The organism is Bradyrhizobium sp. NBAIM18 (genome assembly GCF_020193825.1).
In the GTDB taxonomy this organism is placed as follows: Bacteria; Pseudomonadota; Alphaproteobacteria; order Rhizobiales; family Xanthobacteraceae; genus Bradyrhizobium; species Bradyrhizobium yuanmingense.
Genome location: NZ_JADYVO010000017.1, coordinates 1 through 26,761 on the forward strand (window position 1 = coordinate 1; position 26,761 = coordinate 26,761).

A 26,761-nucleotide genomic window follows, 5' to 3' on the forward strand; every position below is an offset into this window, starting at 1 on the left:
TCAAGGCTTCGGTGGGCATCGATCCGATCGATCGGCGGCCCAGTTCGGGTGGCCACCCGGGCTGGGCCATTCCTCATGGAACATGGCCATCCTAACCCGGCGCGCTAATACAAGGGTGGGCAAAGCGAAGCGTGCCCACCACCTTCCTCATATCGCAGAATGATCGTGGGCACGGCGCTTTTGCGCCTTTGCCCACCCTACGGCACCCCGCGCGTGCCGCTACCGCATCCCTGATCCCTGGTCCCGGATCGCGCCGAGATGCTCGTTGATGCGGAAGACGATCAGGATCAGCTCGGCGACGATGCGCGAGAACACGATGCCGACCACGACGCTGGCGATCGACGACAGCAGCACCAGGAAGCCGCCGAACGGGCTGATCGCCATCGCGGCCAACCCTGAGAAGATGCCGGAGAGCCCGAACAGGCAGATCAGCGCGATCACCAGCCAGTAGAAGGTCTTGATGATCGTCGGCGTGATGAAGCGGTCCCATTGGAACAGGTCGCTGAATGAGAACATTGCTCTCCCCAAAGGCAATCGCAAGGCAAATCGGGACTTCAAATCGGGCATCGCCGTCGATCGATCCGACTCAAATCAACGCCGATCCCGAGTATGTAGCACGAGCCATGCGGGCCGGCGGGTTGAGATTGCTGCAAAGTGCGGCCACAATCTGTCATTCCCGCAAAGCTTTCGAAAGATGACCCTGACCTTCGAAGATTTCCCGCCCGGCCGGTTCGGAACGTTCGGCCCGCGCCACGTCACCCGCGACGAGATATTGGCCTTTGCCGCCGAGTTCGATCCGCAGCCGATGCATCTGGACGAGGCGGCAGCAGCTGAGAGCATGCTGCGCGGCCTGTCCGGCTCGGGCTGGCACCTGTGCTCGCTGATGATGCGGATGATGGCCGACGGCTTCATCACGCGCGCCGCGTCGCTGGGATCTCCCGGCGTCGACGAGGTGCGTTGGCTGTCGCCGCTGCGGCCCGGCGACGATCTCACGCTCGACGTCGATGTGTTGGAGGCGCGCGCCTCGAAGAGCCGACCTGAGCTCGGCATCGTCAAGTTCAAATGCACCGCGCGCAATGCGGCGGGGCAGGCGCTCGCCGAGATGACCTCGCCGATCCTGATCAAGCGGCGCGAGGGAGCGGCCTGATGCGGTTCTTCGAAGACATTGCGATCGGTCAGCGCCGCGAGATCGGCGCGTACACGTTTACGGCCGAATCCATCAAGACCTTCGCCGCCAAGTTCGATCCGCAGCGCTTTCACCTCAACGAGGAGGAGGGCAAGAACTCGCTGTTCGGCGGGCTCGCCGCGTCGGGCTGGCATGTCGGCTCGGCCTGCATGAGCCTGCTTGTCGCCGACGGCCAGCGTCTGGCGCGCGAGGCCGCCTCGCGCGGCGAAGAGATCGCAGTATGGGGCCCGTCGCCGGGTTTTCGCGATTTGCGCTGGATCAGGCCGGTGCTCGCCGGCGATACCGTCGCTTACGTCAATGAAGTCGTCGACAAGCGGACCTCCGCCTCCCGTCCCGGCTGGGGCATTTTGACGGCCCGCACCACCGGCACCAACCAGCGCGGCGAGGAGGTCTATTCCATCACCGCGTCCGCCTTCGTGCCGCTGCGCAAGGGCGGTTAGATCCGTTCCAAGATGAACGGGCAAATGAATGCGCGAGTGTTGCCCGCGCGCTATGGACGCGATTCCGGGTGGCTGCCATAAGCCTGCGCAACATGGTTACGGCGAAGCAGTTTCGCGGAACCAGTCAGTTGCTAACTAATTATGAACCTGTCGCTGTCTATTTGAAACGAATAGGCAGACGACAGGGGACGAGGACCATGGCTGATCGCGGCGCACTCAAATTTGTTGGATTCATCTTCGCGACTGCGACGCTGGCCGTGATGCTGGTCGCGGGCATGGTGGTGAAGGGCTACGCCGATGGCGCCTACACGCTGGAAGCCTCGACCGTGGAAGCGGCCCGGTAAGAATTCGTTAACGATCGCGGCCGGCAACCGGCCGCCGCTCAGCGGCTATAGACGAACGCCAGGACGGCGATCGCAACCGCCAGCAGCCCGACAAAGCGCAGCATGATCGTGCCGAATTGATTCGGCGCGGGCCGCAACGGGATCGGGTCCGTGGTGTCGGGCCGAATGCTTTCCATCTGAAATGTCCCCTGAGCCCGGCCGCGGCGGCACGGGCGCTTGGCGTTTGTCGCCGGGGTGGGCCCGGAGGGTTCAATGGTGGCCGTTGGCCGCGCCACATTCTCCGCTGTCATGCCCCGGCTTGTCCGGGGCATCCAGTACGCCGCGGCCTATCGGCTCAATCACAGGCGCTGGTGGAATACTGGATCGCCCGGTCAAGCCGGGCGATGACATCTTCGTTGAGGAGAGTGTGCATCCCTCACACCCCGCAAATCAAAACCGCCGCGTTCCTTCCGGAACGCGGCGGCAATGATGCGGTGCCGGCGATCAGCTGTTGCGCAGGCCGTCGGCGGCGCGCTTCCACTGCGCGACGTTGTCGGCGATCATGCGGGTCGACTTCATCGCGGCCTGGCTGAGCTGGGCGTAGCCGGAGATCTCGCGCTGGACGCGCTGGCCTTCGGCGTGGAGCAGGTCGCGCAGGCTCTCAAGCTCGGAGATCAAATTCTCGATCTCGGCGAGCGAGGTGCCGGCGACGCGCTGGATCAGCGAGTTGACGTTGTTGACGGTGGCTTCCGCGCTCGGGTCGAGCGGCGGCGCGTCGGCGGTGGTCGCGGCCGGACGGCGCAGATAGGCGATGTCGTTGCGGACGAAGTCGCGGATGCCGGCTTCGACCTCGGTCACGGCGGCGAGGTTGGTGTCGACCGTCTCGGTCTCGGTGGCTTCGATCTTTTCGGGACGCATGGCGTTCATCGTTATTCCCCTGTTCGCGTTGAGCGCAGCGCGAGTGTCCCCCGCACGACGACGTCTGTGAGGCAGGCTGCATCAGGGCGTCCGATTTTGACCGCAAATGGGCCAAGATGCGGCAAGGCCGGACCATTCGGGGGTTTTGCCGTGGCGTATGGTTAGGGAAGGGTGAATGCTGCCGCGGTGATGGCCTTCTCCCCGCAGGCGGGGAGAGGCGCCGGCCTCACCAGCTCTTCTTGAAGCCCGCCGTCACGCTCTTGTTCAGCGTGCCTTGCGAGGTTTCACCGACCGAGCCTGATACGGTGACGTTGTCGAACAGCTTCTGCTCGGCGCCGAGCTTGCGCAGCCATTTGTCGTCGGTGGTCGACAGCGTCTGGCCGGCAACGATGCTGGTGCCGGTGTCGGTCACGGTGACCTTGGCGCTCTGGTCGGTCTCGTAATTGCGCGTGACATAGCCGCCGATGCCAGGGACCGCACTGGTGCCCTGCTGGTTGACGCTGTAGCCGTTCTGCAGCGTCAGCGAGGTGTCGCCTGACAGCGGCACCGATTTGGTCAGCGACGCCCCGATCTTGCTGTGCTCGGCGCCGGGATCGACCCTGGCTTCCACCGCGGTCTTGTCCCAGATCGCGCCCGCGCCCGGCGCGGTTGCCGTCGCCCAGGCGCTGCCCGAGGATTGCGGCAGGTTGCCGCCGTTGGTGGCCTTCTGCGCCAGCAGCTCGGACATCGTCCTGGGCTCGCTCGCCAGCGTCATGTCGGCGCCGACTCGGGTATCCCAGAACGAGGACACCGATTGCTTCACGGTCACCGCCGAGGAGCCGTTGGCATTGGGATTCGACGACCAGTCGAGGCCTTCCCTGGCGGCGGCCTGCGCGCGCTTCTTGGCGGCCATCGGGTCGATGCCGGTCCCGGCATCGACCGCGATCTGGCTCCAGTCGAGCTTGTCGACGTCGATGCCCTTCATGATATCAGGGTCGTTGACGTCGGGGGCTTCGGCCGCCTCGGCCTCGTCGTCGGATGCGGGTGAGGAGAAGGGCGGAATGATCTGTGCCTGTAACGTCAGCACCGAGCCCAAGATGAATACGGCCGCCAGCAACGGCAGCCTGGTCCAGCCAAACCCTGTCGAGAATTCCATCGTCCTGCCCACGAACCCCAGCGCATGCTGTCCGCCCCACTATAGCGGTCGCAATGACCATGCGCCATTCCGGCGCTGAAAGTGCCGGTTTATCGTTGCGGAATTGTGGCGGTTCGCAAGGGGAGGCGAACCAACGGGCCGCGCGAAAGGCGCGCGCCCGATGACAGGTTCGTGATGCGACGGCATCCGGCGGGGCTGGAGGCCAGGACGTCGCGATCGCCTCGTCATCGGTCCCGAACAGCGGGGCCCGTTGGCGTCCCCCCTGAAGCGCGATGATCATCATCGCGCTTCAGGTTGTTGTTTGCGCATGATCTTCTCGGAAAACCGCTTCGCACTTTGCGCTAACGCGGCCCTTCGGGGCCGGATCATGCGTTAGCCGACGCTGGTCATCTTCGGCAGATGAATGGCGCGGCCGAGTGCCTGCTCGACCAGGTCGAAGGTGTCGATCAGCACCCGCATGCTGATCAGCTTGCCGGCCTTGAACTGGGCGAACTGCGCCACGCGCAGGCTGATCGGCTTGTTGGAATCCAGCGCCGTCAGCGAATAGCGCACCATCGAGGCGGCGGAATCGACGCCCAGCATGATGCTCTCGCGGTCGAAGCGGCGGACCTGGAAATTGTCGGCGAGCTGGCGGATGACGTCGAGCACGGCATCCTTGCCCTGGCGCGCGCCGAGGAACGGAAACATGTCGATCGGGCCGTAGAGCGCCCACTCGACGTCCTCGTCGATCAAGGAGTCGATGTCCTCGAAATGCCGGTCGTTGATCGCGCGGTGCAACGCACGCGAGAAACGCCAGAGGCTGTGCTCTGTCATTTGGGGCAGTCCTGAAGCTGGCTTTACGGAAAAAACGGCAAACAACCCCATGCGCACTCGGGCGCCGGGGCCAACTCATTTGTATACGAACAAATTAGCAGATTTCGGCCAAAACGCAATTCACGTTTTCGCAATGCACACTTGATCGCTCTTTGTGAGATTTACAATAGAACCCCGTAATTGTCCGGGGCCCGGCGCTCAGTCCACCCCGGCGATCAGCGGCCCGATCTCCCGTTCCAGCACCTGCTGCACCAGGTCGTAGGAATCGATGATCTCGCGCATCTCCGCCACCAGTCCGCCGCGGAACGTGTAGAACACCGCCATGTCGAACTGCACGATGCGGTCGTTGCTGCGCTTCTTGAAAAAAGCGTGCATGTAGGTCGCGACGGCCTCGCCCTCGGCGACGATGTGCGGCGTCTTGTAACGAACCTCCGAATAGCGCGACCAGACCGTCTGCCACAGCTCGCGCAGCTCCTGCTTGCCGTGGCGCGGCACCATATGCGGCAGCACGTCGATCGGCGCGTGGGTGAGGAAATAGACGTCATCGGTGCAGCAGGCCAGCGCCGTCTCGATATCGCCGCGTGCGAAGGCATCGAGCAGGTGCACGACGCGTTGGCGATTCAGCTGTTCCACCGTCATTCCCGCCGGTCCTCGTTCCGCACCGTTGCGTTCACCAACGCTAACGCGTGGCCTCGCCGATCGACAATTGCAAAATCTCGGGGACGTTGCAGCGGTTTCGACGCACGAGTGCAATGCCCGGTTCATGGCATGCAATTACTGATTGAGTCGAGCGGTGGCTGCACGAATTCGCGCCGCATAATGTTGCCTCGCGCGCAACGCGCATGGCGTCCTGCGCAACGGTCACCACGACGCAGGCGCACGGAAATCTCATTTAGAATTAGCCAGAGGCCGTCATGCCCGGGCTTCTCCCGGGCATCCACGTTCTTTGTGCGGCGTAGAAAGGCGTGGATGGCCGGGACAAGCCCGGCCATGACGACGTGGAGAGTGTCGGCGCCCATAGCCCACATCTCATATGCGGTAGCCCTGCCGCAACCGGGAGCGAGGCGAAGCCGCCGCTCCCGCGTGACCCATCTCACATCACCGCACCGGAGCCGCGACTACCGTCATCGGCATGTCATCAGGGAGACGTGCCATGGCCGCCATCGCCAATGCCAGAAAGTCCCGCCTGCATAACGCGCTCGAAGGGCTCGCGCTGACCGCGACCCTGCAGAGCTTCCCCACCTTCGCCACTGCGGCCTTCCTGCTCAAGCTCTGCGGCGACCACGACCTCGTCGGCGACCCCGGCGTCGCCATCTTCGTCGCCTTCGCCTCGCTCGCCCACGCGACGCTGGCCGTGATCCTCGGCCCGAGCTTCCCGCACCTGTTCAAGACCGTCTACGAGCCGAAATTCTTCGAGGCCCATCTGTCGCTCTCCGACAAGATCACCGCCTGGCGCACCCAGCCCGTCGCCTCGCTGCAACTGGTGACGATCGTGCTGCTGCTGTCGGTAATGGCCGTGGTGACGGCGAGCGTGGGGTGAGGGGGGTAACCACGAACGTCACCGATAAACCTACGCGTCTACCTCTTCTTCCACCCACCCCTTCGTCCCGGCGCCCCACCGGTCGACTTCGGCGCCGGCCCGAACTCCGGCCCCGACTGCCTTGAATCCGTCGGCTGGATGATGCGGCTGGTGCTGCCGAACGGCTTTGACGGCAACGCGCGGCTCTCGCGATAGGGCAGCGATTCCGGGCCGTGCATCTCGTCGAGATGCGGCTTGTGCACGCGGGAGCCCTTAGGCCCGCCGGCCTTGAGCGCGGTTGCGGCGCTCTTGTTCTTCATGGCGCTGACGGGCAGGTTTGCGGCGTCGCCGTATTTCTTCGTGCCGGCATAGGCGCCGGCCTTGCCGGCGACGGTGCGCTGTTTCGCAGTGGGGTCGTCGACCACGGCGAGCTCGGTGGCGCGCAGGCGCTTGACCTCGTCGCGCAGGCGGGCGGCTTCCTCGAAGTTCAGATCGGCGGCGGCCTCGCGCATCCTTGTTTCGAGATCGGCGAGCACGGCCTCGAAATTGTGGCCGATCGAGATGACGTCGTCGGTCATGTCGTGACCGCCGACCTCGACCAGCACGTGGTCGCGCTCGTAGACCGAGTTGAGGATGTCGCCGATCTGCTTCTTGACGCTCTCGGGCGTGATGCCGTTGGCGTTGTTGTACTCGACCTGCTTCTCGCGGCGGCGGTTGGTCTCGGCGATGGCGCGCTCCATCGACCCGGTCATCTGGTCGGCATAGAGGATCACCTTGCCGTCGACGTTGCGCGCGGCGCGGCCGATGGTCTGGATCAGCGATGTCTCGCTGCGCAGAAAACCTTCCTTGTCGGCATCGAGAATGGCGACCAGCGCGCATTCGGGAATGTCGAGGCCTTCGCGCAAGAGGTTGATGCCGACCAGCGCGTCGAACGCACCGAGACGCAAATCGCGGATGATCTCGATGCGCTCGATGGTGTCGATGTCGCTGTGCATGTAGCGGACGCGGATGCCCTGCTCGTGCAGATATTCGGTGAGGTCCTCGGCCATGCGTTTTGTGAGCACGGTGATCAGCGAGCGATAGCCCGCTTGCGCGGTGGCGCGCACCTCGCCGACGAGATCATCGACCTGCGTGCGCGCAGGGCGAATGTCGACGGGAGGATCAATCAGCCCGGTGGGGCGAATGACCTGCTCGACGAACACGCCCCCGCTCTCGTTCAGCTCCCAGCTGCCCGGCGTCGCCGAAACCGCGACGGTCTGCGGCCGCATCATGTCCCATTCCTCGAAGCGGAGCGGGCGGTTGTCCATGCAGGACGGCAGGCGGAAGCCGTATTCGGCCAGCGTCGCCTTGCGGCGGAAGTCGCCGCGGAACATGGCGCCGATCTGCGGGATGGTGACGTGGCTCTCGTCGGCGAAGATCAGCGCGTTGTCGGGGACGTATTCGAACAGCGTCGGCGGCGGCTCGCCGGGGCGACGCCCGGTGAGGTAGCGCGAATAGTTCTCGATGCCGGCGCAGCTGCCCGTCGCCTCCATCATCTCGAGGTCGAAGGTGGTGCGCTGCTCCAGCCGCTGCGCCTCCAGCAGGCGGCCCTGGTTGTTGAGCTGGTCGAGCCGCTGCTTCAATTCGAACTTGATCGACTTGATCGCCTGCACCAGCGTCGGCCGCGGCGTCACATAGTGCGAGTTGGCGTACATCTTGATGAATTCGAGCTCGTCCTGCTTGTGGCCGGTGAGCGGATCGAACTCCTCGATGGTCTCGATGGTGTCGCCGAACAGGTTCACGCGCCAGGCGCGGTCTTCATAGTGCGCCGGGAAGATGTCGATGACGTCGCCGCGCACGCGAAACGTGCCGCGGGTGAAATCGGCCTGGGTGCGCTTGTACTGCAGCGCGACGAGATCGGCGATGAGCTGGCGCTGGTCGATGCGCTCGCCCTTCTTCAGCGCGAAGGTCATCGCGGTGTAGGTCTCGACCGAGCCGATACCGTAGATGCAGGACACCGAGGCGACGATGATGACGTCGTCGCGTTCGAGCAGCGCGCGCGTCGCCGAGTGGCGCATGCGGTCGATCTGCTCGTTGATCGAGGAATCCTTTTCGATGTACGTGTCCGTGCGGGGCACATACGCTTCCGGCTGGTAGTAGTCGTAATAGCTGACGAAATACTCGACTGCGTTGTCGGGGAAGAAGTTCTTGAACTCGCCATAGAGCTGGGCGGCCAGCGTCTTGTTCGGCGCCAGGATCAGGGCCGGACGTTGCGTCGCCTCGATCACCTTGGCCATGGTGTAGGTCTTGCCGGAGCCGGTGACGCCGAGCAGCACCTGCGAGCGGTCGTTGCGGTTGATGCCCTCGACCAGCTCGGCGATTGCGGTCGGCTGGTCGCCCTTGGGCTCGTAAGACGACTTGATCTCGAAGCGGACACCGCCTTCGGACTTCTCCGGGCGCGGCGGCCGGTGCGGCGTCCACACCTTCATGGAGCCGTCGCCCTTGCGGAACTCCGGCCGGCCCTCGCGGATCAGCGATTCCAGCGCGTCGGCAGTGGCCTTGACGCCCAGCGCCTCCATCTTGGACCGCGGTGGACGCGCCAGCGCTTCGGCATCGTCCTCCTCGGTGGGCAGGCCGAGCTGCCGCGCCAGTTCCGGATCGAGCGTCGGGATGGTGGCCGCAGTTCCGTAATTGGCCTGCGGCGCCTCCTCCAGCCCGGCAAGCTCGCCGGACTGACGGGCGCCCGGCGGCTGCGGATTGAGCCGCAGCGGCATCGGCCGCGCCGCATCTTGCGGAAACTCCTTCGGCGTCGAAGCCCGTGCGCGATGCGCGGCGGCCTCGCCCCCGGCGCGGCGGTCGCGCGAATTATCCGGCGGCGGCTGCAGGCCGGTGCCCGATCCCAAGCCCGCATCGCCGCGATTGATCGCGGGATTGAGCAGTTCGGCCAGCGCCGGCCCGATCGGCTGCACGTCGGGGCGATGCGCCTTCGAGTTCGGAGCCTTGGTCTTGGGGGATTTGCCGGATTTTTCGGAGGATGCAGGTTTCTTCGCCATGAGGCGAATATGGGACGAGTCCGCCCCGCAATAAAGGGTGAATGCCCCGAGCCATGCAGGCTGCTGACAGCAGGTTGGCAGCAGCCCTGCGGTTCACGCCGCCGGCAGCGGTCCCTCGTCGTCTCCGGCCGCGACATTCGGCTCGAGGATGTCGAGATGAATGCCGCCGCAGTCGGTGCAGCGCATGGCCCAGTACTCGCATCCGGCACGGCCGCCGATCACGCGGAGCACCGAGAGAGCGCCGTCGCATTCCGGGCAGTTGGACAGCACTGCGCGGGCGTAGATCCGCGGCTGCACTGCATCGGTTTCGATGATGGACATGACCGGTTCCCCCCTTTTTTCGCCGCCCTGTCTCTGGTCGGGCTGCGGACCGCCTATTCGTCGTCGCCGGCCCGCCGCCGGAAACGGTCGATGTGGTGCTTGGCATCGGCAATCGCGGCATCGCGATCGGGCCAGGCGAAGCCGACTTCCATGGCCGGAAACAGCACGCCGTCGATGGCCACCGGGCTGAGATCGGCACGGCGGATCCGCGCGTGCCACAGCCCCTTGCCAGCTTCGAAGGATTCGATGTCAAAGCCGTCGTAGAGGGTCGTCATGAGTGTAGGTCCCACGTTTCTTTTCGGAGGGTCACGAGACCACGTCTGCGGATTGTGGGATGTGAAGCCGTTCACAAGCAGGCGGCTTTTTTGCCCGCCGGGCTTCAGTTCCGCGCTGCGGCGCGGCCGATCCGGCGCGGGCGGGCGGCGGGTTCCGATGCCGCCCGCATGATCCAGCGGCGGAAAGCGGCAAAGTCGCGCTGCTCGGTCTGGAAGCTGCGATAGAGGAGGTACCAGCGCATGCCCTTGGGCACTGACAGGTCGAACGGCGCCACCAGCCGGCCGGCCGCAAGATCGTCGTCGATATAGGGGCGGATGCCCATCGCGATGCCGAGCCCGTCGGCCGCGGCCTGCAGCGCCTGGCCGTAGAACTGGAATTCGGGCCCGCGCGCGTTGATCCTCGCCGTGCCCGCCGCCTTCAGCCAGATCGGCCAGTCCTCGGGTGAGTGTGCGACGCGGATCAGGCTCGGTCCCTTCAGGTCGGCCGGGCGCTTCAATCCACCGGCAAGGCGCGGCACGCAGACCGGGGTGAGGTCGCCGGCGAACAGCGGCTCGGCGACGAGGCCGGGCCAGTCGCCGGTGCCGAGCTTGATGCCGCAGTTCCAGTCCTCGCCGAACGGCACCGCGGCGCCGCCGGTGGTGAAGCGCACCTCGATGTCGGGCTCCTCGCTGCGAAACTCCGACAGGCGCGGGATCAGCCAGCGCATCGCAAAGGTGTGGCCGACGCCGATGGTGAGCACGCGCACGCTCGCCGGCGCCGTCACCTGCGCCGTGAGGCTCGCCAGCGCATCGAAGATCGGGGTCAGCCCGCTTTGATAGGCGCGGCCCGCCTGCGTCAGCACGAGCCTGTTGGCCTTGCGCTCGAACAAGGCAACGCCGAGCCGCTCTTCGAGCAGGTGCACCATGCGGCTGACGGCGGCCGCCGATACGCTCAGCTCCAGCCCGGCTGCAGCAAAGCTGCCGGTCCGCGCCGCCGCCTCGAACGCCTTGATGCCGTTGAGAAACAGCAGCCGCCGCAAATGACTCACCCTCAGGAAAGCTGATGCCAGGGCAAGATATCTCAGTTTGCGGAAGAGGCGCAAGCGAGGCACAAACATCAGGTATTCGTGCTGATTTGTTGAAGGAGGCGCGGTGCCTTCGACTATCCCCGCCTGCGGTCCCTCGCTCGCCCCCAGGAGATTCCTTTCGTGACGCCCATCATGGTCGCTGCCCTCGGATTGCTGATGGTGGCCACGGCGTTCCTGTCGGGGCTGTTCGGCATGGCGGGCGGGCTGATCCTGATCGGCGTGCTGCTGGCACTGATGCCGCTGCCGACCGCGATGGTGCTGCATGCGGTCACGCAGATGGCTTCGAACGGCTGGCGCGCGTTCCTGTGGCGGGCGCATATCCGCTGGCGGCCGGTTGCGAACTACATGGTCGGCGCGGCCCTCGCGCTCGCGGCGTGGTCGCTGACCCGCTACGTGCCGGACAAGCCGGTCGCGCTGCTGCTGCTCGGCATCACCCCGTTCATGGCGCGGCTTTTGCCGGCGAACATCAAGCCGGACCCTGATAGCCTCTGGCAGGGCACGGTCTACGGCACGATCTGCATGGGCCTGATGCTGATGACGGGCGTTTCCGGCCCGCTGCTCGACACCTTTTTCCTCGGCGGCGATTTCGGCCGGCGCGAGAAGGTTGCGACCAAGGCGATGTGCCAGGTCGTCAGCCACTTCACCAAGCTGATTTATTTTGGCGGCATCATCGACCAGGCCGCGGGCCTCGATCCCGTGCTCGCTGCCGTCGCGATCGCAGCCTCGATGCTCGGCACCACGCTGGCGCGGCGCATCCTCGAAGCCATGACCGACCAGCAGTTCATCGCCTGGTCCAACAAGCTGATCACCGCCATCGCCTGCTACTACATCGTCCACGGCGGCTGGCTGTTGCTGCGTGCGCCGGTTCTGGCCGCCTTCGACCAGGGAGGTTTGCAATGAGCTGTAACGCCGATCCGCTGGTGCTGGACTTCGTCGAATGGGTGGCGCGCGAGCCGCGCGCCTATGCCGAGGTGATCGCGACCTGGAAGACCTCGTGCCCGCGCCTCACCATCTGGGAAGACGCCGCCGAGCGCGGCTACGTCGCGCGCGAGACGATTGCAGGTCTCGGGCTGGTGATCGCGGTAACGGAAGGCGGCGAGAGGCTGTTGCGGGCCAACGGGCGGTGACGCGCACCTCTCTCCACATCGTCATTGCGAGCGCCAGCGAAGCAATCCAGAATGTCTGTCGCGGAAGCAGCCTGGATTGCTTCGCTGCGCTCGCAAGGACGGAGCACTGGCCCATGTCGCTCAAACTCTACGAACTCGTCGGCACCGATCCCGCGCGCCCCTTCAGCCCGTATTGCTGGCGCACCCGGATGGCGCTCGCGCACAAGGGCCTTGCGGCGGAATCGCTGCCCTGGCGCTTCACCGAGAAGAGCGCGATCGCGCCGCACGGCTCGGAGAAGGTCCCGGTGCTGCTGCATCACGAGAGGGCGGTGGTGGATTCCTGGACCATCGCGAACTATCTCGAGGACCATTTTCCGGATCGCCCGTCGCTGTTCGGCGGCGAGGGCGGCCGCGCCATGGCGCGCATGATCAATGCGTGGGGCGACATCGCCATCGTCGGCGGCATCTTTCCGCTCATCATCGCCGATATCCCGAACAATCTGAATGAGGTCGATGCCGCCTATTTCCGCAAGTCGCGCGAGGCGCGCTTCGGCGGGAAGACGCTCGAGGAGATCATGGCGGGCCGCGATGCCGGCGTCGTCGCGTTCCGCAAATCGCTCGAGATCATGCGGCAGACGTTCAAGACGCAGCCTTTTCTCGGCGGGCAGGCACCGAACTACGCCGACTACATCGTGTTCGGCGGATTCCAATGGGCGCGCGTGGTCAGCCCGTTCAAGCTGCTCGAAGCGGATGATCCAGTCTATGCCTGGCGCGAGAGGCTGCTGGATGCGTTCGACGGCATGGCGCGGAAGTCGCCGGGACATCCTGTTTAGGCTGCGTAGCCCGGATGGAGCGCCAGCGAAATCCGGGGCAGCGCCCGCAGAACGAATCCCAGATTACGCTTGCGCTCCATCCGGGCTACGCGCCGCCGCTTTCCGCAAGCACTCCCGGCACAGGCAGTCCTCGCCCTCGAGCGGCATCGGCAGTTTTGCCGTCTCCTCCGCGCACCAGCAATTGCCCGAAAGATCGCAGCCGAATTCGCTGCCGCAACGGGAACAGGTGAGACGGCGCGCAAGTGCCGGCGCTGACGGGATTTCTTTCGGATTTGTCATGTTTTACGTCGAAGCTTCGCCGTCATTTTCATGTCGGGTTCATCTGCCGCTGCGCTATATTACGCGCCGCCCGCGTCGAAAGGAAAGCACCTCGCAACGCGCGAAGGACAGATCATCGATGGCCCGCGATTCGCAAGCCGCCCTCGTCGCGCTCAACCGCTTCGGCTTCGGCGCCCGCGGCGGTGCATCGGGCGATCTCGTCAACGCAAGCTCCGACCCGCGCGGCTTCGTGAAGGCGGAGCTTTCGCGTCCCAATGGCGTGCTGCTGGAAGCGCCGGGCCTGCAATCGACGCCGCAGCTCGGGCAGGCCGTGTTTGCCTATCAGGACCAGGTCAAGCAGGCGCGTGAGGCGGCGAAGGCTGCTGCGCCCGCCGAGACGCCGCCTGCCGATCAGAACTCGCCCTTGCGCCGCAATCTCTCGCTGAATGCCGCGGCAGAGATCACGGGCCAAATGGCCGATGCCAAGCCCACAGGCGACGCGCCGAAGCCGGAGACCATGCAGCCGAGCGTGGCTGCGCCGCCTGGTGCCAAGCCCGCGCCGCAGCCGCTCAATGTGATCCAGAAAACCTTTCGCGCCGAGGCGTTGGCGCGGCTGCAGCGCGCCACGCTCGTCGAGTGCGGTTTCACCGAGCGCCTCGTCGCGTTCTGGTCCAATCATTTCTGCATCTCCGCCAGCAAGGGCGAGCTGGCGCGGATCTGGGCCGCGGCGTTCGAGCGCGAGGCGATCAGGCCGCACGTGCTCGGGCGCTTCGCCGACATGCTGAGGGCGGTCGAGCAGCATCCCGCGATGCTGTTCTTCCTCGACAACCAGCAATCGTTCGGTCCGGATTCGCGCGCCGGGCAAAACCGCAAGCGTGGGCTGAACGAAAACCTCGCGCGCGAGATCATGGAGCTGCATACGCTCGGCGTCGGCGGCGGCTACACCCAAGGCGACGTCACCTCGCTCGCGCGCATCATCACCGGCTGGACCTTTGCCGGCAGGCAAGGGCAGCTCGGGGTTCCCGGCTCCTTCGTCTTCAACACCAATGCGCATCAGCCCGGGCCGCAGGTGCTGCTCGGTAAGACCTACGATCAGGCCGGCCTCGCACAGGGCGAAGTTGCGCTCGCCGATCTCGCGCGGCATCCCTCAACCGCGCGTTTCATCGCCACCAAATTCGTCCGTCACTTCGTCGCGGACGAGCCGCCGCCGGCGCTCGTTGCGCGCCTGCGCGACGTCTTCGTCAGGACCGACGGCGATCTCAAGGCACTGGCGACCACGCTCGTCGATTCCGATGAAGCATGGAAGGCGCCGCTCACCAAGCTGCGCTCGCCATACGATTTCCTCGTTGCGAGCGGCCGGCTGCTGGCGCGCGTGCCGGAGGATCCCGGCGCCTATCTCAACAACCTCAATCTGCTCGGCCAGCCGCTGTGGTCGCCGCCGGGCCCCAACGGCTTTCCCGACAGCAGTGCTGCCTGGGCCGCGCCGGAAGGCATCAAGCTCAGGCTCGACATCGCGGCGCAGATCGGTGCGCGGCTCGGCAACAACATCGATTCGCTCGACCTCCTGGAGTTCGCCGCCGCCGATGCCGCCTCGGCCGAGACGCGGCGGACCATCGAGCGCGCGGAGTCGCGGCAGCAGGCGCTGGCGCTGCTGCTGATGTCGCCGGAAATGCAGAGGAGATGATGATGACCGACTGCGTCGAGAACCGGCTCCTCACCTCCCGTCGCGGTCTCCTGCTCGGCGGCGCGTCCTTTGCGGCCTGGGCTTACCTGCCGAAATTTGCCCGCGCGGCTGACGGGCGCGATCCGCGATTGGTCGTGGTGATCCTGCGCGGGGCGCTCGACGGGCTCTCGACCGTCGCGCCGCTGGGCGATCCCGATTATGCCGGCCTGCATGGATCGATCGCGCTCAGCGCCGACGGTGCGCATCCCGCGATCATGCTCGATTCCTTCTTTGCGTTGCATCCGGCGATGCCGGAGTTTGCGCGCATGTATCGCAACAAGCACGCGGCGGTGATCCACGCGGTGGCGACGCCCTATCGCGACCGCTCGCATTTCGACGGCCAGGACGTGCTCGAAAGCGGCTATGCCGGCCCGGGCCGCGTGCAGTCCGGCTGGCTCAACCGCGCGCTGGAAGCGCTGCCGCGCGGCGAGCGCGTGTCCAGCGGGCTTGCGGTCGGTCCCACCACGCCGCTGGTGCTGCGCGGCAGCGCGCCGACCGTCGGCTGGGCGCCGGTCGCGCTGCCGCAGGCCGACGACGACACCGCGATGCGCCTCGTCGAGCTCTATCGGCACCGCGATCCCGCTTTGGCCTCGGCACTGTCGCAAGGCCTTCAGCTCGACAAGGTCGCGAGCGGCGACGACATGAAAGCGACGCGCGGCAATGCGGCCGCGCAGATGCGGCAGGTCGCGCGCGGCGCCGCAAAGCTGATGGCGGCTGATGATGGCCCGCGCATCGCCGCGCTCGCCTTCGACGGCTGGGACACGCATGCCAATGAAGGCGGCCCTGTGGGGCGTCTCGCCTTCCTGCTCGGCGGCCTCGACGGCGCGCTCGCCGAATTCGAAAGCGGCTTAAGGGATCGCTGGCGCGACACCGCCGTGATCGTCGCCACCGAGTTCGGCCGCACCGCGCGCATCAATGGCACCGAGGGCACCGATCACGGCACCGGCACGATCGCCTTGCTCGCCGGCGGCGCGGTGCAAGGCGGCCGGGTGATCGCGGACTGGCCCGGCCTCAAGCTCGCGAACCTGTATGAGGGCCGTGACCTCAAGCCGACCACGGATCTGCGCTCGGTGATCAAAGGCGTGCTGCAGGATCAGTTCGGCCTGTCCGATCGCACGCTGGCCGAGACGGTGTTCCCCGACAGCGCAAGCGCAAGGCCGATGAAGGGGCTGGTCGCGTAGGCCGTCATTCCGGGGCGCGCGACAGCGCGAACCCGGAATCCATTCATCGACTTGTTCCGTGGTGGAATGGATTCCGGGCCTGCGCCTTGCGGCGCATCCCGGAATGACGAAATATCGGCGCAGCATCAGGAGACACCACCCCATGTACATCGCCATGAACCGCTTCCGCGTCGCCAAGGGCTCCGAGGCTGCCTTCGAGCAGGTCTGGCTCACGCGCGACACCCATCTCGACAAGGTGCCGGGCTTCGTCGAGTTTCACCTGCTGCGCGGGCCGGAAGCCGAGGACCATACGCTGTACGCCTCGCACACCGTGTGGGCGAACTATGCGGCGTTCGAGGCCTGGACCAAGTCGGAAGCGTTTCGCGCGGCGCATCATAAGGCGGGCGACAACAAGCCGCTTTATCTCGGCCACCCCCAGTTCGAAGGTTTCGAGGTGATGCAGACCGTGGGGCGCGGCGCCAAATAGCGCTGCCAGCAAAAAAATGCGGCCCCTGTCAGACGCGGCGACTGACGGGGACCGCTTGGGGCGCATGATCGGTGACGGGGGCCTGACCAGACGCAGGGGCAGCCTAGCCTTGCTGTGTTACGCGCGGGTGACAGGTGGAGTTATCCACAGGCTCCCGGCACGACTCAGAAGATCTTGCGATAGACGATGAAGCCGGATCGCTCCGCGACCTTGTCGTACAGGCGCTGCGCCGTGAGATTGGTCTCGTGCGTCTGCCAGTAGACGCGCGGCGATCCCGCCAGCTTCGCCCGCTCGTAGACGCCATGGATCAGCGCCGAGCCGACGCCCTTGCCGCGCGCGGCCTCGGAGGTGAACAGGTCCTGCAGATAGCAGGACGGCTCGATCGCGGTGGTGCTGCGATGGAACAGATAATGCGTCAGCCCGAGCAGGCGGCCATCACTTTCGGCTACCAGCGCATGCATCGGCTCATAGGCATCAAAGAAGCGCTGCCACGTCATCCCAGTGATCTCGGGCGCGAGCGCGGTCGGACCGGAGCGGCCGTAAAAGGCGTTGTAGCCGTCCCACAGCGGCAGCCATTGATCGTAATCCTGCCTGGTGACGGCGCGAATGATGAGCGACATGTGAAGTTCCGCGATCTCGGAGGTGCGCGATGAAGGGATGCCCTTCATACGTGATGATCCTGCTGCCGATCAATCGCACACGCGCCTCACTCCGCAACGCGCAAGTACCGGATCAGCTTGCGGCCGGTCGGATCGCGCAGCGAGCGGTAGTAGTCGGCGCGCCCCGGCGCATCGGTGTGGCGCACGAGGTCGGTCACCGGCGTGTAGCTCAGCATCCGCCCGCCGTCCGGCAGTGCGGTGCAGACGAAGCGCAGCACCTCGCCGTTGCGCAGCGCGACGTTGATCGGCGTGGCATCGCCGACCCGCACCATCTCCATGCGCTGCGCGATGAAAGTGCCGAGCTCGTCCTCGGGCAGCGCGAACGCGCCGGTGTCGCGGCCGTGATACATCAGCGCAATGAAGGGTGGCTTCGCCTCGGCGACCTCGTCCGGCACCGCAAAATAGTCGCGGAACGCGCGGTTGATGAATTCAGCCCGGGTCTCGGCATCGAGCAGCACGATACCGATATCGACCTTGTCGAGCGCGGCCGACAGCCGCGCGGCAATGGCGTGGCTGCGGCGCTCGGCCGCGAAACTGCCGAGCAGCCGCTCGCGCATCAGCCCGGTGATGCCGGCGGTTCCGAAAACGGTGACGGCCAGGAGGCCGAGCGGCGCCAGATCGGCGGCACTATAGCCGGAGACGCCGTGGCGGTTGAGGAAGAACAGCGCCGCGCCGATCACCGCGACAATCGCGGTCGTCACGGCGGAGGCGAGACCTGCGAGCGCGCCGGCGAGAGCCACGATGGCGACGAACAGCGGGGCGGGCGAGGGCGCGGGGACGAAGCGATCGAGCAGCATCGCCAGCAGCAGGGTCGCTGCCGTCAGCGCCGGACCGGAGATCGCACGCCATCCGAACCGCATGGACCTGTCTCGCTCCTCCCGAAAGAGGTAAGGCCGCAACACTGGCTGATTGTTGCGTGACCGCGATGCGATTTCGTGCGGCGTGCTTAAGGCGCGCTTGCGTGCAAGCGTAAGGCTTTCGGATGATTTTAAAGCATGATCCGGAAAAGTGTGAAGCGGTTTTCCGAAAAGATCATGCTCAAACAATAACCTAAAGTGCGATGACGATTCATCCTAAATCGCATCGCGCTTTAGACCATGTGCGCGCGCTGCTGCAGCGTCGGCGCATGCAGCGTCGACGTGCCCGTGCCCTTGCGCGTGCCGACGATGATCAGCAGCGAGGCCGCGACCAGGATGGCCGCAGTCAGGGTGATTGCAACGACTACCACAGGTGATTTCATCGACGTCCTGTCGCGATGCCGGTCGGCGCGGGCCGCACGGCGCCCTGAAGGCTGGTCCAGGATGAAACGGGAATCAGACCGGCAGGCCCATCGCCATGGTCGCCTTGGTCGACAACACCGTCAGGGTGACGATCAGGCACAGCGAAAGCGCGGCGACGGCGAGCGAAGCCGCGACCGCATGGGTGAGCCGGGAAGACGCGACGGTAGCGGATGGGCTCTGAAACCCCGCTGTGCCGGACGCCCGCATCATGGTCTAAATCCTTCAACACGCGAGCGAATCACCCGCGACTTTCCAGAATTTCCCAGTTTCAACCGGCAATATTGCGGCGGCGACCGCGCCGAAAGTGGCGGGATTGCGGCAAGGTCGGCCCCTATGCCCGCTATTCGCCGGAGCGGACGCGCCGTCAGGCGCTCGCGGCGATGCTGGCGGGGTCGTCGATGTCGGCCGGGCGCCAGTCCATCGTGACGAAGCCGGGCGCGGCTTCGACGCGTTTCAGCCAGTCCCGAATCGCCGGGAAGGCCTGGAGGTCGAAGTCGCAGCGGTCGGCGAGGTGGGTGTAGCCGTACAGCGCGATGTCGGCGACCGTGAGCTGGCGCGCGGCGAAATAGGAATTGGTCTTGAGGTGATTCTCCATCACCTGGAGCGCGCCATAGCCGCGCTCCATCCAGTCCTCCAGCGAATGGGTCTGCAGGTCGCGGCCGCCCTTGACCAGCGACAGCCAGAAATAGGCCGCGCCGATGTTCGGCTCGAGCGCGTGCTGCTCGAAGAACATCCATTGCAGCGCCTCGGCGCGGTCGATGCGGTTTTCCGGCGCGAGCGGCGTGCCGACGGCAACGTACCAGAGGATGGCGTTGGACTCGGCGAGGTAGCGGTCCTCGCCGACCTCGAGCAGCGGCACCTGCCCCGACGGGTTCTTGGACAGGAAATCCGGCGTGCGGCTCTCGCCGCGCAGAATGTCCACCTCCACCGCTTCGTAAGGCAGGTTGAGCAGCGCCAGCGCAAGGCGGACCTTGTAGCTGTTGCCCGAGCGTTGCATCGAATAGAGCTTGTACATTCTGGCGTTCGAAATCCGAGGACGAGAAGACGCGGCGCCCGTTGCCCCGCGAGGCGGCTAAACAATGATGCCGATGCGAATCCGCCGCAAGAGCCGGCCGATAGAAAAACTCGAAAACCCTACCGCACTGCAATGGAGAGGAAGATCATTTCGCGACGATGCAGTTCAGTTCACATGTACGTCAATCTGCGGACACATCGCTCTACGTAGGCTACCGCATAGACGATCGAGATTAGGACGCCAGTGTTTCCGCATCGTCATGGCCGGGCTTGACCCGGCCATCCACGTCTCACTTGCCGCACAAAGACGTGGATGCCCGGGACAAGCCCGGGCATGACGACGAGCGGTTTCCTGGAGACGTGCACCATCCAGAATTGCTCCGAGGACAGGCCTTGTCGGATATGAGCAATTCCGCAGGCAAAAGTTACGGAATATTGCGGGAAACCGCGCCTCGCAGCGCTCCAAATCGTAAACTTTTCCGGGATCGGGCCGAAGTTTCTTGCGGCCCAGCGGCACACGTTTTAGGGTGGCTCATTCCCACAATCAGAGTCGTGAGGCGAAGGGCTTCACGACGCTCGCCAGGAGATGATGATGTCCTTCCTTGCCGCTGCGCTCGACCGTGTGAAGCCGTCCGCGACCATCGCGGTCACGGATAAAGCACGCGCGCTGAAAGCGGCGGGCCGCAACGTCATCGGCCTTGGTGCCGGCGAGCCCGACTTCGACACGCCCGCCAACATCAAGCTGGCGGCGATCCGCGCCATCGAGGCCGGCAAGACCAAGTACACCGCGGTCGACGGCATCCCCGAGCTGAAGGAAGCCATCATCGCGAAATTTCAGCGCGAGAACGGCGTCGCCTACAAGCCGAACCAGATCATCGTCGGCACGGGCGGCAAGCAGGTGCTCTACAACGCGTTGATGGCGACCATCAATCCGGGCGACGAGGTGATCATTCCCGCGCCCTATTGGGTCAGCTATCCCGAGATGGTCGCGCTCGCCGGCGGCGAACCGGTGCCGGTGGTCTGCACCGCCGCGACCGGCTTCAAGCTCCAGGCCGAGGCGCTCGAGCGCGCCATCACGCCGAAGACCAAATGGGTCATCCTGTGCTCGCCGTCGAACCCGACCGGAGCTGCCTACACGCGTTCGGAGCTGAAAGCGCTCACCGACGTGCTGGTGAAGCATCCCCATGTCTGGGTGATGACCGACGACATGTACGAGCATCTCGTCTATGACGACTTCCAGTTCACCACGGTCGCGCAGGTCGAGCCGAAACTCTACGACCGCACGCTCACCGTGAACGGCGTCTCGAAGGCCTATTGCATGACCGGCTGGCGCATCGGCTACGCCGGCGGTCCCGCGCAGCTCATCAAGGCGATGTCGACGATCCAGTCGCAGTCGACCTCGAACCCGTCGTCGATCGCACAGTGGGCCGCGGTCGAGGCGCTGAACGGGCCGCAGGACTTCATCCCCGCCAACAACAAGGTGTTCAAGGAGCGGCGGGACCTCGTCGTCTCCATGCTCAATCAGGCCAAGGGAATCGAGTGCCCGCGTCCCGAAGGCGCGTTCTACGTCTATCCGTCCTGCGCCGGCACGATCGGCAAGACCGCGCCGTCGGGCAAGGTGATCGCCAATGACGAGGACTTCGTCACCGAGCTCCTGGAGACCGAAGGCGTCGCCGTGGTGCAGGGGTCGGCCTTCGGCCTTGGACCGGCGTTCCGGATATCCTACGCGACCAAGACCTCGGACCTCGAAGACGCCTGCAAGCGCATCCAGCGCTTCTGCGGCAATCTGCGGTAAGACGGTCTCGGTTGCACGATCGAAAAGGCCCGCTTCCTCCGGGCCTTTTTTTGTTCCGGCAGGTGAAGATCTGCCCAGGGCACGAGGCGCACCGTTCTATCCCCGTCATTGCGAGCCAACGGGGCCGCGCTCGCGCGGACCCGTTGGCTCGCAATGACGGAGGATCTGGCACCATCACGGCTCTTGTGGCATAGACCCGCAACACGGGTGGGGCGCTCTCTCTGCTCGCATCACACTTTTCGCCGGAGACATTCATGCGCCGTTCGTTCCTCTTCGCCGGACTCACCGCTGCCAGCCTCATCGCGTCCGTCGTGAACACCGGCGCGCAGCAGCGGATGGCGCGGGTCGGCGTGCTCGAATGCCGCGGCGGCGCCAGCGTCGGCTTCATCGTGGGGTCGGTGACTCATCTCGGCTGCGTGCTGCGCGCCGACGGCTTGCCCGACGACCGCTATGTCGCGACGATCCGGAAAGTGGGCCTCGACATCGGCATCACCCAGGAGACGGCTTTGGCCTGGGGCGTGTTCGCGCCGGTCGACCGGCTCGGCCCCGGCGACCTCTCCGGCAATTACGTCGGCGCGCAGGGCAGCGCCTCGGTCGGTGTCGGCTTGGGCGGCAACGTGCTGGTCGGCGGCTCCAACAATTCGATCGCGCTGCAGCCGCTGAGCGTGCAGGGCCAGGTCGGCCTCAACATTGCCGCCGGCCTCGAGAGCCTGGAACTCCGTCCGGGTCGTTAGGAATTTGCGGGTCAGGCTCTCTCACCTCTCCCTTCGGGTGAGGTGGAACACCGAGCCTGCAGTCCGCAGAACTAAAAGACTTGGTCTAACTGACGACGCACCGCAGCGACGTTTGACGCTTGCCAAATCTCGGGGACGGGCAGAGCATCGGCGTTTGCCGACCCAATCACGGGCCGAGCTCCACACCAAGGAGGCGGCGAAATGGGACAAGACGTCAGAAGTCCCCGAGGTCCACGGTGCATCGCGCTGGTGGGCCCTTTCCAAAGCGGTAAAACCACACTTCTGGAAGCAATATTGGCGCGAACGGGTGCCATCCCGCGCGCCGGCAGCGTCGATGCCGGAACGTCCGTCGGCGACGCCACGCCCGAGGCCCGTCATCACAAGATGACCGTCGGCCTCACTGCCGCCACCACGAGTTTCATGGGCGACAGCTACACCTTCCTCGATTGTCCCGGTTCCGTCGAGTTTGCCCACGACATGCGCGCCGCGTTGCCGGCAGTCGACGCCGCAATCGTGGTCTGCGAGGCCGACGAGAAGAAGCTGCCGCAGCTTCAGATCATCCTGCGCGAGCTGGAGCAACTGAAGATCCCGCGTTTCCTGTTCCTCAACAAGATCGACCGCGCGAACAAGCGCATCCGCGAGACGCTGGCGATGCTGCAGCCCGCCTCGCGCGTGCCGCTGGTGCTGCGCCAGATCCCGATCTGGAAGGGCGAGCTGATCGAGGGCTTCGTCGATCTCGCGCTGGAGCGCGCCTTCATCTATCGCGAGCACAAGGCCTCCGAGGTGATCGCGCTCGAAGGCGGCGATCTCGATCGCGAGAAGGAAGCCCGCTTCTCGATGCTGGAGAAGCTCGCCGACCACGACGATGCGCTGATGGAGCAGCTGCTCGAGGACATCCAGCCGCCGCGCGATGCCGTCTTCGACGATCTCGCCCGCGAATTGCGGGAAGGGCTGATTTGCCCGGTGCTGCTGGGCGCCGCCGTGCGCGAAAACGGCGTGTTGCGCCTGATGAAGGCGTTGCGTCACGAGGCGCCCGGCGTTGCGGAGACCGCAAAACGTCTTGGCGTACCCGAGACCAGGGACGCGCTCGGCTATGTCTTCAAGACGCTGCATTCGCAGCACGGCGGAAAGTTGTCGCTGACGCGGCTGCTCGCCGGCCATCTCGACGACGGCGCCACGCTGCAATCCTCATCCGGCGGTGCCGGGCGCATCTCCGGCATCCTCGCCGTCAACGGCGCCTACGACACCAAGCGCGCCTCGGCCGAAGCCGGCGAGACCGTGGCCCTCGCCAAGCTTGATCCGGTCAAGACCGGTGACACGGTTTCGAGCGGCAAGACGGCGCCCGCGGCATTGATCACGATCGAGCCGACGCCGCCGGTGCTCGCGATCTCGGTCGCGGCCACCGACCGCAAGGACGACGTCAAGCTCGGCCAGGCGCTGACGCGTCTGCATGAGGAGGATCCCTCGCTCATGATCGTGCAGAACGCCAAGACCCACGACACCGTGCTGTGGGGCCAGGGCGAGATGCATCTGCGCGTCGCCAGCGAGCGCTTGCGCGACCGCTTCGGCGTCAAGATCACCTCGCATCCGCCTGCGATCGGCTATCAGGAGACCATCCGCAAGCCGATCACCCAGCGCGGCCGTCACAAGAAGCAGTCCGGCGGCCACGGCCAGTTCGGCGATGTCGTGCTCGACATCACGCCGCTGCCGCGCGGCGACGGCTTCAAGTTCGCCGAGAAGGTGGTGGGCGGCGCGGTGCCGCGCAACTACATCCCGGCGGTGGAGGAGGGCGTCGTCGATGGATTGGCGCGCGGTCCGCTCGGCTTCCCCGTCACCGACGTGCAGGTGACGCTGACCGACGGTTCCTATCACAGCGTCGATAGTTCCGATCTCGCCTTCCGCACGGCCGCGCGGGTCGGGCTCAACGAAGGCCTGCCGCAATGCCAGCCGGTGCTGCTGGAGCCGATCCACATGGTCGAGATCGTCTGCCCGACCGACGCCACCGCCAAGATCAACGCGATCCTGTCGGCGCGGCGCGGCCAGATTCTCGGCTTTGACACCCGTGAGGGCTGGACCGGCTGGGACTGTGTCCGCGCCATGATGCCGGAAGCGGAGATCGGCGAGCTGATCGTGGAGCTGCGCTCTGCCACCGCCGGCGCCGGCAGCTTCACGCGCCAGTTCGACCACATGGCCGAAGTCACCGGCCGCGCCGCCGACCAGATCATCGCCGCACATCAGCACGCGGCGTGAGGCGGCTCCCGCTGTAAGGGCCGCACGCCCTCTCACTCCTCTCCCGTTCTTACGGGGAGAGGGTGGGGTGAGAGGCTGTGTCTACACGTGCGGTGAACGTTGGACTCTCGCGCTCTCCTCGCCTTCGTCATTGCTTCGTCGCAACGGCTCCTCGCAACGACGGAGGAGCCAGACGGGCGGTCGCTTGCATTCATCCCGGGATGATGTATTTTGCACCATTGTATATGTTCTAGATATCATTTATAACTGCTCGTAAGTGAGGCCAAGGTGATCACCTCGTTCCAGATGCGGGCAGCCCGCGCGTTGGTCGGCATCGACCAGAAAACCCTGGCCGAGCTCGCCGGCGTGTCGCTGCCGACCATCCAGCGGATGGAGGCCTCCACCGGCAACGTTCGTGGCGTGGTCGAGACCTTGATCAAGGTGGTCGAGGCGTTCGACCGGGCCGGCGTCGAGCTGATCGGCGAGCAGGCCCGCAGCGACAGCGGCGGACGTGGCGTTCGCTTGAAGGAGCCGGGGCCGCCGCGCCGTGTCGGAGCATGATCGCGCGTTGATCATGCCCGGGATCAAGATGGGCTAGCGCATCGTCGCACCTTAGGACGCACGATGCTTCGGAGCATTGTGGGGCCAGCGGAGCACTTTGCTGACATGAGCATCACGAGCGATCAGGCAGGCCGGCTGCACCAGCTGCGTCAGCCGACCTTTGCCGAACTGTATCTGCCGAAGCTCGTCACCGTCTTTCGCGAAGGCTACGGCCTTGCGGATTTCCGCGCCGACGTCTTCGCAGGCCTCACGGTCGCGATCGTCGCGCTGCCGCTGTCGATGGCGATCGCGATTGCCTCGGGCGTGACGCCGGACCGCGGCCTCTACACCGCCGTCGCCGGCGGCTTCATCGCCTCCTTGCTCGGCGGCAGCCGGTTCCAGATCGGCGGGCCGGCCGGTGCGTTCATCGTTCTGGTCGCGGCGACTGCGGAGCGGCATGGCGTCGACGGAGTCATCCTCGCGACCATGATGGCGGGCCTGTTCCTGATCGGCGCAGGGCTGCTCAGGGTCGGCACCTACATCAAGTTCATTCCCTATCCCGTCACCGTCGGCTTCACCGCCGGCATCGCCGTCATCATCTTTGCCAGCCAGCTCCGCGATCTCTCCGGCATCACGCTCGCGGGCAAGGAGCCCAGCGAGTTCGTGCCCAAGCTCGTCGCGCTCGCCGGCGGCCTCAACACGATCAATCCGTCCGCCGTCGCGGTCGCCCTCGTCAGCATCGGCATTATCGCCGCCTTGCGCCGCTGGCGGCCGTCCTGGCCCGGGATCCTGATCGCGGTCGTGTTTGCAGCCGTCGCCAGCGCGGTGCTGTCGTTGCCGGTCGAGACCATCGGCTCGCGCTTCGGCGGCATCCCGCGCGAATTGCCATCGCCGGCGCTGCCCGCGTTGTCACTGGAAAAGGCAAGGGCGGTGTTGCCGGATGCGATCGCGTTCGCGCTGCTGGCGGCGATCGAATCGCTGCTGTCGGCGGTGGTGGCAGACGGCATGACCGGCCGCCGTCATCGCTCCAATTGCGAGCTGGTGGCGCAAGGTGCGGCCAATATCGGCTCGGCGCTGTTCGGCGGCATCTGCGTCACCGGGCTGATCGCGCGCACCGCGACCAACATCCGCGCCGGCGCGCGCGGGCCGCTCGCGGGCATGCTGCATTCGGTGTTCCTGCTGCTGTTCATGCTGGTCGCGGCCCCACTCGCAAGCTACATCCCTCTGGCCGCGCTCGCCGCGGTGCTGGTGGTGGTGGCCTGGACCATGGCGGAGAAGCATGAATTCGCAACTCTGTTGCGCTCGTCATGGGGCGATGCCGTGGTGCTGCTCGCGACCTTCCTGCTCACGATGTTTCGCGATCTCACCGAGGGCATCCTGGTCGGCTTCGCGCTGGGCGCGGTGCTGTTCATCCATCGCATGGCGGAGATGACCGGCATCGAGGAGCGGACGCCACTGGTTGCGGATGATCGCCCCGACGACGGCAACGGCGACCGTGTGCGTTACGATCCCGCGCTTGCGGTCGACCGCGACGTGCTGGTCTATCGCATCACCGGCGCGTTCTTCTTCGGCGCGGCCTCGGCGATCGGCAGCGTGCTCGACGGCATTGCCGACAGGCGCAAGGCCTTCGTGGTCGATTTCGCCGCGGTGCCGTTCCTGGATTCGACCGCGGCCAACGTGATCGGCCGCGTCGCCGCCAAGGCGCACCGCCAGGGCATCAGGCTGTTCATCACGGGGGCCTCGCCCGCGGTCCGCCGCGCGCTGCTCACCCATGGCGTCACGCCGCCGCGCGCGCGCTATCGCACGAGCCTCGAGCGCGCCATCGCCGACATCAAGGGCCGGGCCGCCGACGAGACCGCTGCGAGCTGACCGCGCGCGCTTGACAGAGCGGGCGCGACGCGAAATGGATCGCCT

General features: G+C 65.8%; 31 protein-coding genes. 15 read left to right on the plus strand and 16 right to left on the minus strand.

The window, feature by feature from the left end:
• Nucleotides 1-219 precede the first annotated feature (219 nt).
• Complete coding sequence (locus I6F17_RS28020; RefSeq protein WP_028134403.1) at nt 220-516, minus strand: DUF4282 domain-containing protein; 297 nt, start codon at nt 514-516, stop codon at nt 220-222.
• A gap of 178 nt (nt 517-694) precedes the next feature.
• On the opposite strand from I6F17_RS28020, the gene I6F17_RS28025 reads away from it, so the two are divergent.
• The 3 genes from I6F17_RS28025 to I6F17_RS28035 all read left to right on the plus strand — a co-directional run bounded on the left by I6F17_RS28025 (nt 695) and on the right by I6F17_RS28035 (nt 1,970).
• Nucleotides 695-1,147 carry a MaoC family dehydratase gene (locus I6F17_RS28025; protein WP_036027191.1) on the plus strand — a complete coding sequence of 151 codons (453 nt, stop codon included), beginning with the start codon at nt 695-697 and terminating at the stop codon, nt 1,145-1,147.
• The gene (locus I6F17_RS28030; RefSeq protein ID WP_225131785.1) at nt 1,147-1,626 is read left to right on the plus strand and encodes a MaoC family dehydratase; all 480 of its coding nucleotides are present in this window, start codon (nt 1,147-1,149) and stop codon (nt 1,624-1,626) included. Before I6F17_RS28025 ends, I6F17_RS28030 begins: the two co-directional genes overlap by 1 nt.
• 197 nt (nt 1,627-1,823) lie before the next feature.
• A complete protein-coding gene (locus I6F17_RS28035) occupies nt 1,824-1,970 on the plus strand; it encodes a hypothetical protein (RefSeq protein ID WP_027545961.1) in 147 nt (48 codons plus the stop codon).
• A 38-nt stretch (nt 1,971-2,008) separates the two neighbouring features.
• On the opposite strand, the gene I6F17_RS28040 is transcribed toward I6F17_RS28035, so the two are convergent.
• From I6F17_RS28040 to I6F17_RS28060, 5 genes are all read right to left on the minus strand, one after another.
• Nucleotides 2,009-2,146 (minus strand): hypothetical protein, encoded by a 138-nt coding sequence (locus I6F17_RS28040; RefSeq protein ID WP_018648329.1) that lies wholly within the window; start codon nt 2,144-2,146, stop codon nt 2,009-2,011.
• 307 nt (nt 2,147-2,453) lie between these two features.
• Entirely contained in the window at nt 2,454-2,876 is a 423-nt protein-coding gene (locus tag I6F17_RS28045; RefSeq protein WP_036040066.1) for a hypothetical protein, read from the minus strand.
• 217 nt (nt 2,877-3,093) lie between these two features.
• Nucleotides 3,094-4,002, minus strand: a complete 909-nt coding sequence (locus I6F17_RS28050) for a hypothetical protein (RefSeq protein WP_225131786.1) — start codon at nt 4,000-4,002, stop codon at nt 3,094-3,096.
• A 372-nt stretch (nt 4,003-4,374) separates the two neighbouring features.
• Nucleotides 4,375-4,815 carry a nuclear transport factor 2 family protein gene (locus I6F17_RS28055; RefSeq protein ID WP_036040067.1) on the minus strand — a complete coding sequence of 147 codons (441 nt, stop codon included), beginning with the start codon at nt 4,813-4,815 and terminating at the stop codon, nt 4,375-4,377.
• Nucleotides 4,816-5,013: 198 nt separating this feature from the next.
• The gene (locus I6F17_RS28060; RefSeq protein WP_225131787.1) at nt 5,014-5,454 is read right to left on the minus strand and encodes a nuclear transport factor 2 family protein; all 441 of its coding nucleotides are present in this window, start codon (nt 5,452-5,454) and stop codon (nt 5,014-5,016) included.
• 514 nt (nt 5,455-5,968) lie between these two features.
• Here I6F17_RS28060 and I6F17_RS28065 point away from each other — a divergent pair.
• Nucleotides 5,969-6,355: a hypothetical protein gene (locus I6F17_RS28065; protein WP_225131788.1), complete on the plus strand. Its 387-nt coding sequence runs from the start codon at nt 5,969-5,971 to the stop codon at nt 6,353-6,355.
• A 38-nt stretch (nt 6,356-6,393) separates the two neighbouring features.
• Here I6F17_RS28065 and uvrB read toward each other — a convergent pair whose 3' ends face one another.
• The 4 genes from uvrB to I6F17_RS28085 form a co-directional block, all read right to left on the minus strand.
• Nucleotides 6,394-9,366, minus strand: coding sequence for an excinuclease ABC subunit UvrB (uvrB, locus tag I6F17_RS28070; RefSeq protein WP_225131789.1), 2,973 nt, complete (start codon nt 9,364-9,366; stop codon nt 6,394-6,396).
• Between the two features lie 93 nt (nt 9,367-9,459).
• Nucleotides 9,460-9,687, minus strand: coding sequence for a hypothetical protein (locus I6F17_RS28075; protein ID WP_225131790.1), 228 nt, complete (start codon nt 9,685-9,687; stop codon nt 9,460-9,462).
• Nucleotides 9,688-9,740: 53 nt separating this feature from the next.
• Nucleotides 9,741-9,962 (minus strand): hypothetical protein, encoded by a 222-nt coding sequence (locus tag I6F17_RS28080; RefSeq protein ID WP_057027695.1) that lies wholly within the window; start codon nt 9,960-9,962, stop codon nt 9,741-9,743.
• A 104-nt stretch (nt 9,963-10,066) separates the two neighbouring features.
• Nucleotides 10,067-10,981, minus strand: coding sequence for a LysR substrate-binding domain-containing protein (locus tag I6F17_RS28085; protein WP_074448039.1), 915 nt, complete (start codon nt 10,979-10,981; stop codon nt 10,067-10,069).
• 168 nt (nt 10,982-11,149) lie between these two features.
• Between I6F17_RS28085 and I6F17_RS28090 the strand changes: the two genes are divergently transcribed.
• The 3 genes from I6F17_RS28090 to I6F17_RS28100 all read left to right on the plus strand — a co-directional run bounded on the left by I6F17_RS28090 (nt 11,150) and on the right by I6F17_RS28100 (nt 12,968).
• The gene (locus I6F17_RS28090) at nt 11,150-11,929 is read left to right on the plus strand and encodes a sulfite exporter TauE/SafE family protein (protein WP_225131791.1); all 780 of its coding nucleotides are present in this window, start codon (nt 11,150-11,152) and stop codon (nt 11,927-11,929) included.
• The gene (locus I6F17_RS28095; RefSeq protein ID WP_225126813.1) at nt 11,926-12,156 is read left to right on the plus strand and encodes a hypothetical protein; all 231 of its coding nucleotides are present in this window, start codon (nt 11,926-11,928) and stop codon (nt 12,154-12,156) included. Before I6F17_RS28090 ends, I6F17_RS28095 begins: the two co-directional genes overlap by 4 nt.
• A gap of 113 nt (nt 12,157-12,269) precedes the next feature.
• On the plus strand, nt 12,270-12,968 hold the full coding sequence (locus I6F17_RS28100; protein ID WP_225131792.1) for a glutathione S-transferase family protein: 699 nt from the start codon (nt 12,270-12,272) through the stop codon (nt 12,966-12,968).
• Between the two features lie 63 nt (nt 12,969-13,031).
• Here I6F17_RS28100 and I6F17_RS28105 read toward each other — a convergent pair whose 3' ends face one another.
• Complete coding sequence (locus tag I6F17_RS28105; RefSeq protein WP_225131793.1) at nt 13,032-13,247, minus strand: hypothetical protein; 216 nt, start codon at nt 13,245-13,247, stop codon at nt 13,032-13,034.
• 118 nt (nt 13,248-13,365) lie between these two features.
• Here I6F17_RS28105 and I6F17_RS28110 point away from each other — a divergent pair, with 118 nt between their 5' ends.
• From I6F17_RS28110 to I6F17_RS28120, 3 genes are all read left to right on the plus strand, one after another.
• Complete coding sequence (locus tag I6F17_RS28110; protein ID WP_225131794.1) at nt 13,366-14,910, plus strand: DUF1800 family protein; 1,545 nt, start codon at nt 13,366-13,368, stop codon at nt 14,908-14,910.
• 2 nt (nt 14,911-14,912) lie between these two features.
• Nucleotides 14,913-16,130, plus strand: a complete 1,218-nt coding sequence (locus I6F17_RS28115; protein WP_225131795.1) for a DUF1501 domain-containing protein — start codon at nt 14,913-14,915, stop codon at nt 16,128-16,130.
• A gap of 142 nt (nt 16,131-16,272) precedes the next feature.
• On the plus strand, nt 16,273-16,596 hold the full coding sequence (locus I6F17_RS28120; protein ID WP_036009456.1) for an antibiotic biosynthesis monooxygenase: 324 nt from the start codon (nt 16,273-16,275) through the stop codon (nt 16,594-16,596).
• A 164-nt stretch (nt 16,597-16,760) separates the two neighbouring features.
• Here the strand turns inward: I6F17_RS28120 and I6F17_RS28125 are convergent, their stop codons facing one another.
• From I6F17_RS28125 to I6F17_RS28145, 5 genes are all read right to left on the minus strand, one after another.
• Nucleotides 16,761-17,216, minus strand: coding sequence for a GNAT family N-acetyltransferase (locus I6F17_RS28125; protein ID WP_036040093.1), 456 nt, complete (start codon nt 17,214-17,216; stop codon nt 16,761-16,763).
• Between the two features lie 86 nt (nt 17,217-17,302).
• The gene (locus I6F17_RS28130; protein ID WP_225131796.1) at nt 17,303-18,115 is read right to left on the minus strand and encodes a PAS-domain containing protein; all 813 of its coding nucleotides are present in this window, start codon (nt 18,113-18,115) and stop codon (nt 17,303-17,305) included.
• 230 nt (nt 18,116-18,345) lie between these two features.
• Entirely contained in the window at nt 18,346-18,495 is a 150-nt protein-coding gene (locus I6F17_RS28135; protein WP_036009463.1) for a hypothetical protein, read from the minus strand.
• A gap of 73 nt (nt 18,496-18,568) precedes the next feature.
• Nucleotides 18,569-18,745 (minus strand): hypothetical protein, encoded by a 177-nt coding sequence (locus tag I6F17_RS28140; RefSeq protein WP_162832045.1) that lies wholly within the window; start codon nt 18,743-18,745, stop codon nt 18,569-18,571.
• 154 nt (nt 18,746-18,899) lie between these two features.
• On the minus strand, nt 18,900-19,550 hold the full coding sequence (locus tag I6F17_RS28145; protein WP_025032208.1) for a glutathione S-transferase family protein: 651 nt from the start codon (nt 19,548-19,550) through the stop codon (nt 18,900-18,902).
• A 591-nt stretch (nt 19,551-20,141) separates the two neighbouring features.
• On the opposite strand from I6F17_RS28145, the gene I6F17_RS28150 reads away from it, so the two are divergent.
• From I6F17_RS28150 to I6F17_RS28170, 5 genes are all read left to right on the plus strand, one after another.
• Complete coding sequence (locus I6F17_RS28150) at nt 20,142-21,344, plus strand: pyridoxal phosphate-dependent aminotransferase (RefSeq protein WP_036009490.1); 1,203 nt, start codon at nt 20,142-20,144, stop codon at nt 21,342-21,344.
• A 254-nt stretch (nt 21,345-21,598) separates the two neighbouring features.
• Nucleotides 21,599-22,078: a DUF992 domain-containing protein gene (locus I6F17_RS28155; protein ID WP_036009480.1), complete on the plus strand. Its 480-nt coding sequence runs from the start codon at nt 21,599-21,601 to the stop codon at nt 22,076-22,078.
• A gap of 201 nt (nt 22,079-22,279) precedes the next feature.
• Nucleotides 22,280-24,328 carry an elongation factor G gene (locus I6F17_RS28160; protein ID WP_225131797.1) on the plus strand — a complete coding sequence of 683 codons (2,049 nt, stop codon included), beginning with the start codon at nt 22,280-22,282 and terminating at the stop codon, nt 24,326-24,328.
• A 267-nt stretch (nt 24,329-24,595) separates the two neighbouring features.
• Nucleotides 24,596-24,868 (plus strand): helix-turn-helix transcriptional regulator, encoded by a 273-nt coding sequence (locus I6F17_RS28165; RefSeq protein WP_225131798.1) that lies wholly within the window; start codon nt 24,596-24,598, stop codon nt 24,866-24,868.
• 105 nt (nt 24,869-24,973) lie between these two features.
• Nucleotides 24,974-26,716 carry a SulP family inorganic anion transporter gene (locus tag I6F17_RS28170; protein ID WP_225131799.1) on the plus strand — a complete coding sequence of 581 codons (1,743 nt, stop codon included), beginning with the start codon at nt 24,974-24,976 and terminating at the stop codon, nt 26,714-26,716.
• Nucleotides 26,717-26,761: the final 45 nt, after the last annotated feature.

Coding starts and splice junctions, on each gene's coding strand:
- I6F17_RS28020 (WP_028134403.1), bottom strand. CDS start 516: ATGTTCTCATTCAGCGACCTGTTCCAATGGGACCGCTTCATCACGCCG.
- I6F17_RS28025 (WP_036027191.1), top strand. CDS start 695: ATGACCCTGACCTTCGAAGATTTCCCGCCCGGCCGGTTCGGAACGTTC.
- I6F17_RS28030 (WP_225131785.1), top strand. CDS start 1,147: ATGCGGTTCTTCGAAGACATTGCGATCGGTCAGCGCCGCGAGATCGGC.
- I6F17_RS28035 (WP_027545961.1), top strand. CDS start 1,824: ATGGCTGATCGCGGCGCACTCAAATTTGTTGGATTCATCTTCGCGACT.
- I6F17_RS28040 (WP_018648329.1), bottom strand. CDS start 2,146: ATGGAAAGCATTCGGCCCGACACCACGGACCCGATCCCGTTGCGGCCC.
- I6F17_RS28045 (WP_036040066.1), bottom strand. CDS start 2,876: ATGAACGCCATGCGTCCCGAAAAGATCGAAGCCACCGAGACCGAGACG.
- I6F17_RS28050 (WP_225131786.1), bottom strand. CDS start 4,002: ATGGAATTCTCGACAGGGTTTGGCTGGACCAGGCTGCCGTTGCTGGCG.
- I6F17_RS28055 (WP_036040067.1), bottom strand. CDS start 4,815: ATGACAGAGCACAGCCTCTGGCGTTTCTCGCGTGCGTTGCACCGCGCG.
- I6F17_RS28060 (WP_225131787.1), bottom strand. CDS start 5,454: ATGACGGTGGAACAGCTGAATCGCCAACGCGTCGTGCACCTGCTCGAT.
- I6F17_RS28065 (WP_225131788.1), top strand. CDS start 5,969: ATGGCCGCCATCGCCAATGCCAGAAAGTCCCGCCTGCATAACGCGCTC.
- uvrB (WP_225131789.1), bottom strand. CDS start 9,366: ATGGCGAAGAAACCTGCATCCTCCGAAAAATCCGGCAAATCCCCCAAG.
- I6F17_RS28075 (WP_225131790.1), bottom strand. CDS start 9,687: ATGTCCATCATCGAAACCGATGCAGTGCAGCCGCGGATCTACGCCCGC.
- I6F17_RS28080 (WP_057027695.1), bottom strand. CDS start 9,962: ATGACGACCCTCTACGACGGCTTTGACATCGAATCCTTCGAAGCTGGC.
- I6F17_RS28095 (WP_225126813.1), top strand. CDS start 11,926: ATGAGCTGTAACGCCGATCCGCTGGTGCTGGACTTCGTCGAATGGGTG.
- I6F17_RS28100 (WP_225131792.1), top strand. CDS start 12,270: ATGTCGCTCAAACTCTACGAACTCGTCGGCACCGATCCCGCGCGCCCC.
- I6F17_RS28105 (WP_225131793.1), bottom strand. CDS start 13,247: ATGACAAATCCGAAAGAAATCCCGTCAGCGCCGGCACTTGCGCGCCGT.
- I6F17_RS28110 (WP_225131794.1), top strand. CDS start 13,366: ATGGCCCGCGATTCGCAAGCCGCCCTCGTCGCGCTCAACCGCTTCGGC.
- I6F17_RS28115 (WP_225131795.1), top strand. CDS start 14,913: ATGACCGACTGCGTCGAGAACCGGCTCCTCACCTCCCGTCGCGGTCTC.
- I6F17_RS28120 (WP_036009456.1), top strand. CDS start 16,273: ATGTACATCGCCATGAACCGCTTCCGCGTCGCCAAGGGCTCCGAGGCT.
- I6F17_RS28125 (WP_036040093.1), bottom strand. CDS start 17,216: ATGTCGCTCATCATTCGCGCCGTCACCAGGCAGGATTACGATCAATGG.
- I6F17_RS28130 (WP_225131796.1), bottom strand. CDS start 18,115: ATGCGGTTCGGATGGCGTGCGATCTCCGGTCCGGCGCTGACGGCAGCG.
- I6F17_RS28135 (WP_036009463.1), bottom strand. CDS start 18,495: ATGAAATCACCTGTGGTAGTCGTTGCAATCACCCTGACTGCGGCCATC.
- I6F17_RS28140 (WP_162832045.1), bottom strand. CDS start 18,745: ATGATGCGGGCGTCCGGCACAGCGGGGTTTCAGAGCCCATCCGCTACC.
- I6F17_RS28145 (WP_025032208.1), bottom strand. CDS start 19,550: ATGTACAAGCTCTATTCGATGCAACGCTCGGGCAACAGCTACAAGGTC.
- I6F17_RS28150 (WP_036009490.1), top strand. CDS start 20,142: ATGTCCTTCCTTGCCGCTGCGCTCGACCGTGTGAAGCCGTCCGCGACC.
- I6F17_RS28155 (WP_036009480.1), top strand. CDS start 21,599: ATGCGCCGTTCGTTCCTCTTCGCCGGACTCACCGCTGCCAGCCTCATC.
- I6F17_RS28160 (WP_225131797.1), top strand. CDS start 22,280: ATGGGACAAGACGTCAGAAGTCCCCGAGGTCCACGGTGCATCGCGCTG.
- I6F17_RS28170 (WP_225131799.1), top strand. CDS start 24,974: ATGAGCATCACGAGCGATCAGGCAGGCCGGCTGCACCAGCTGCGTCAG.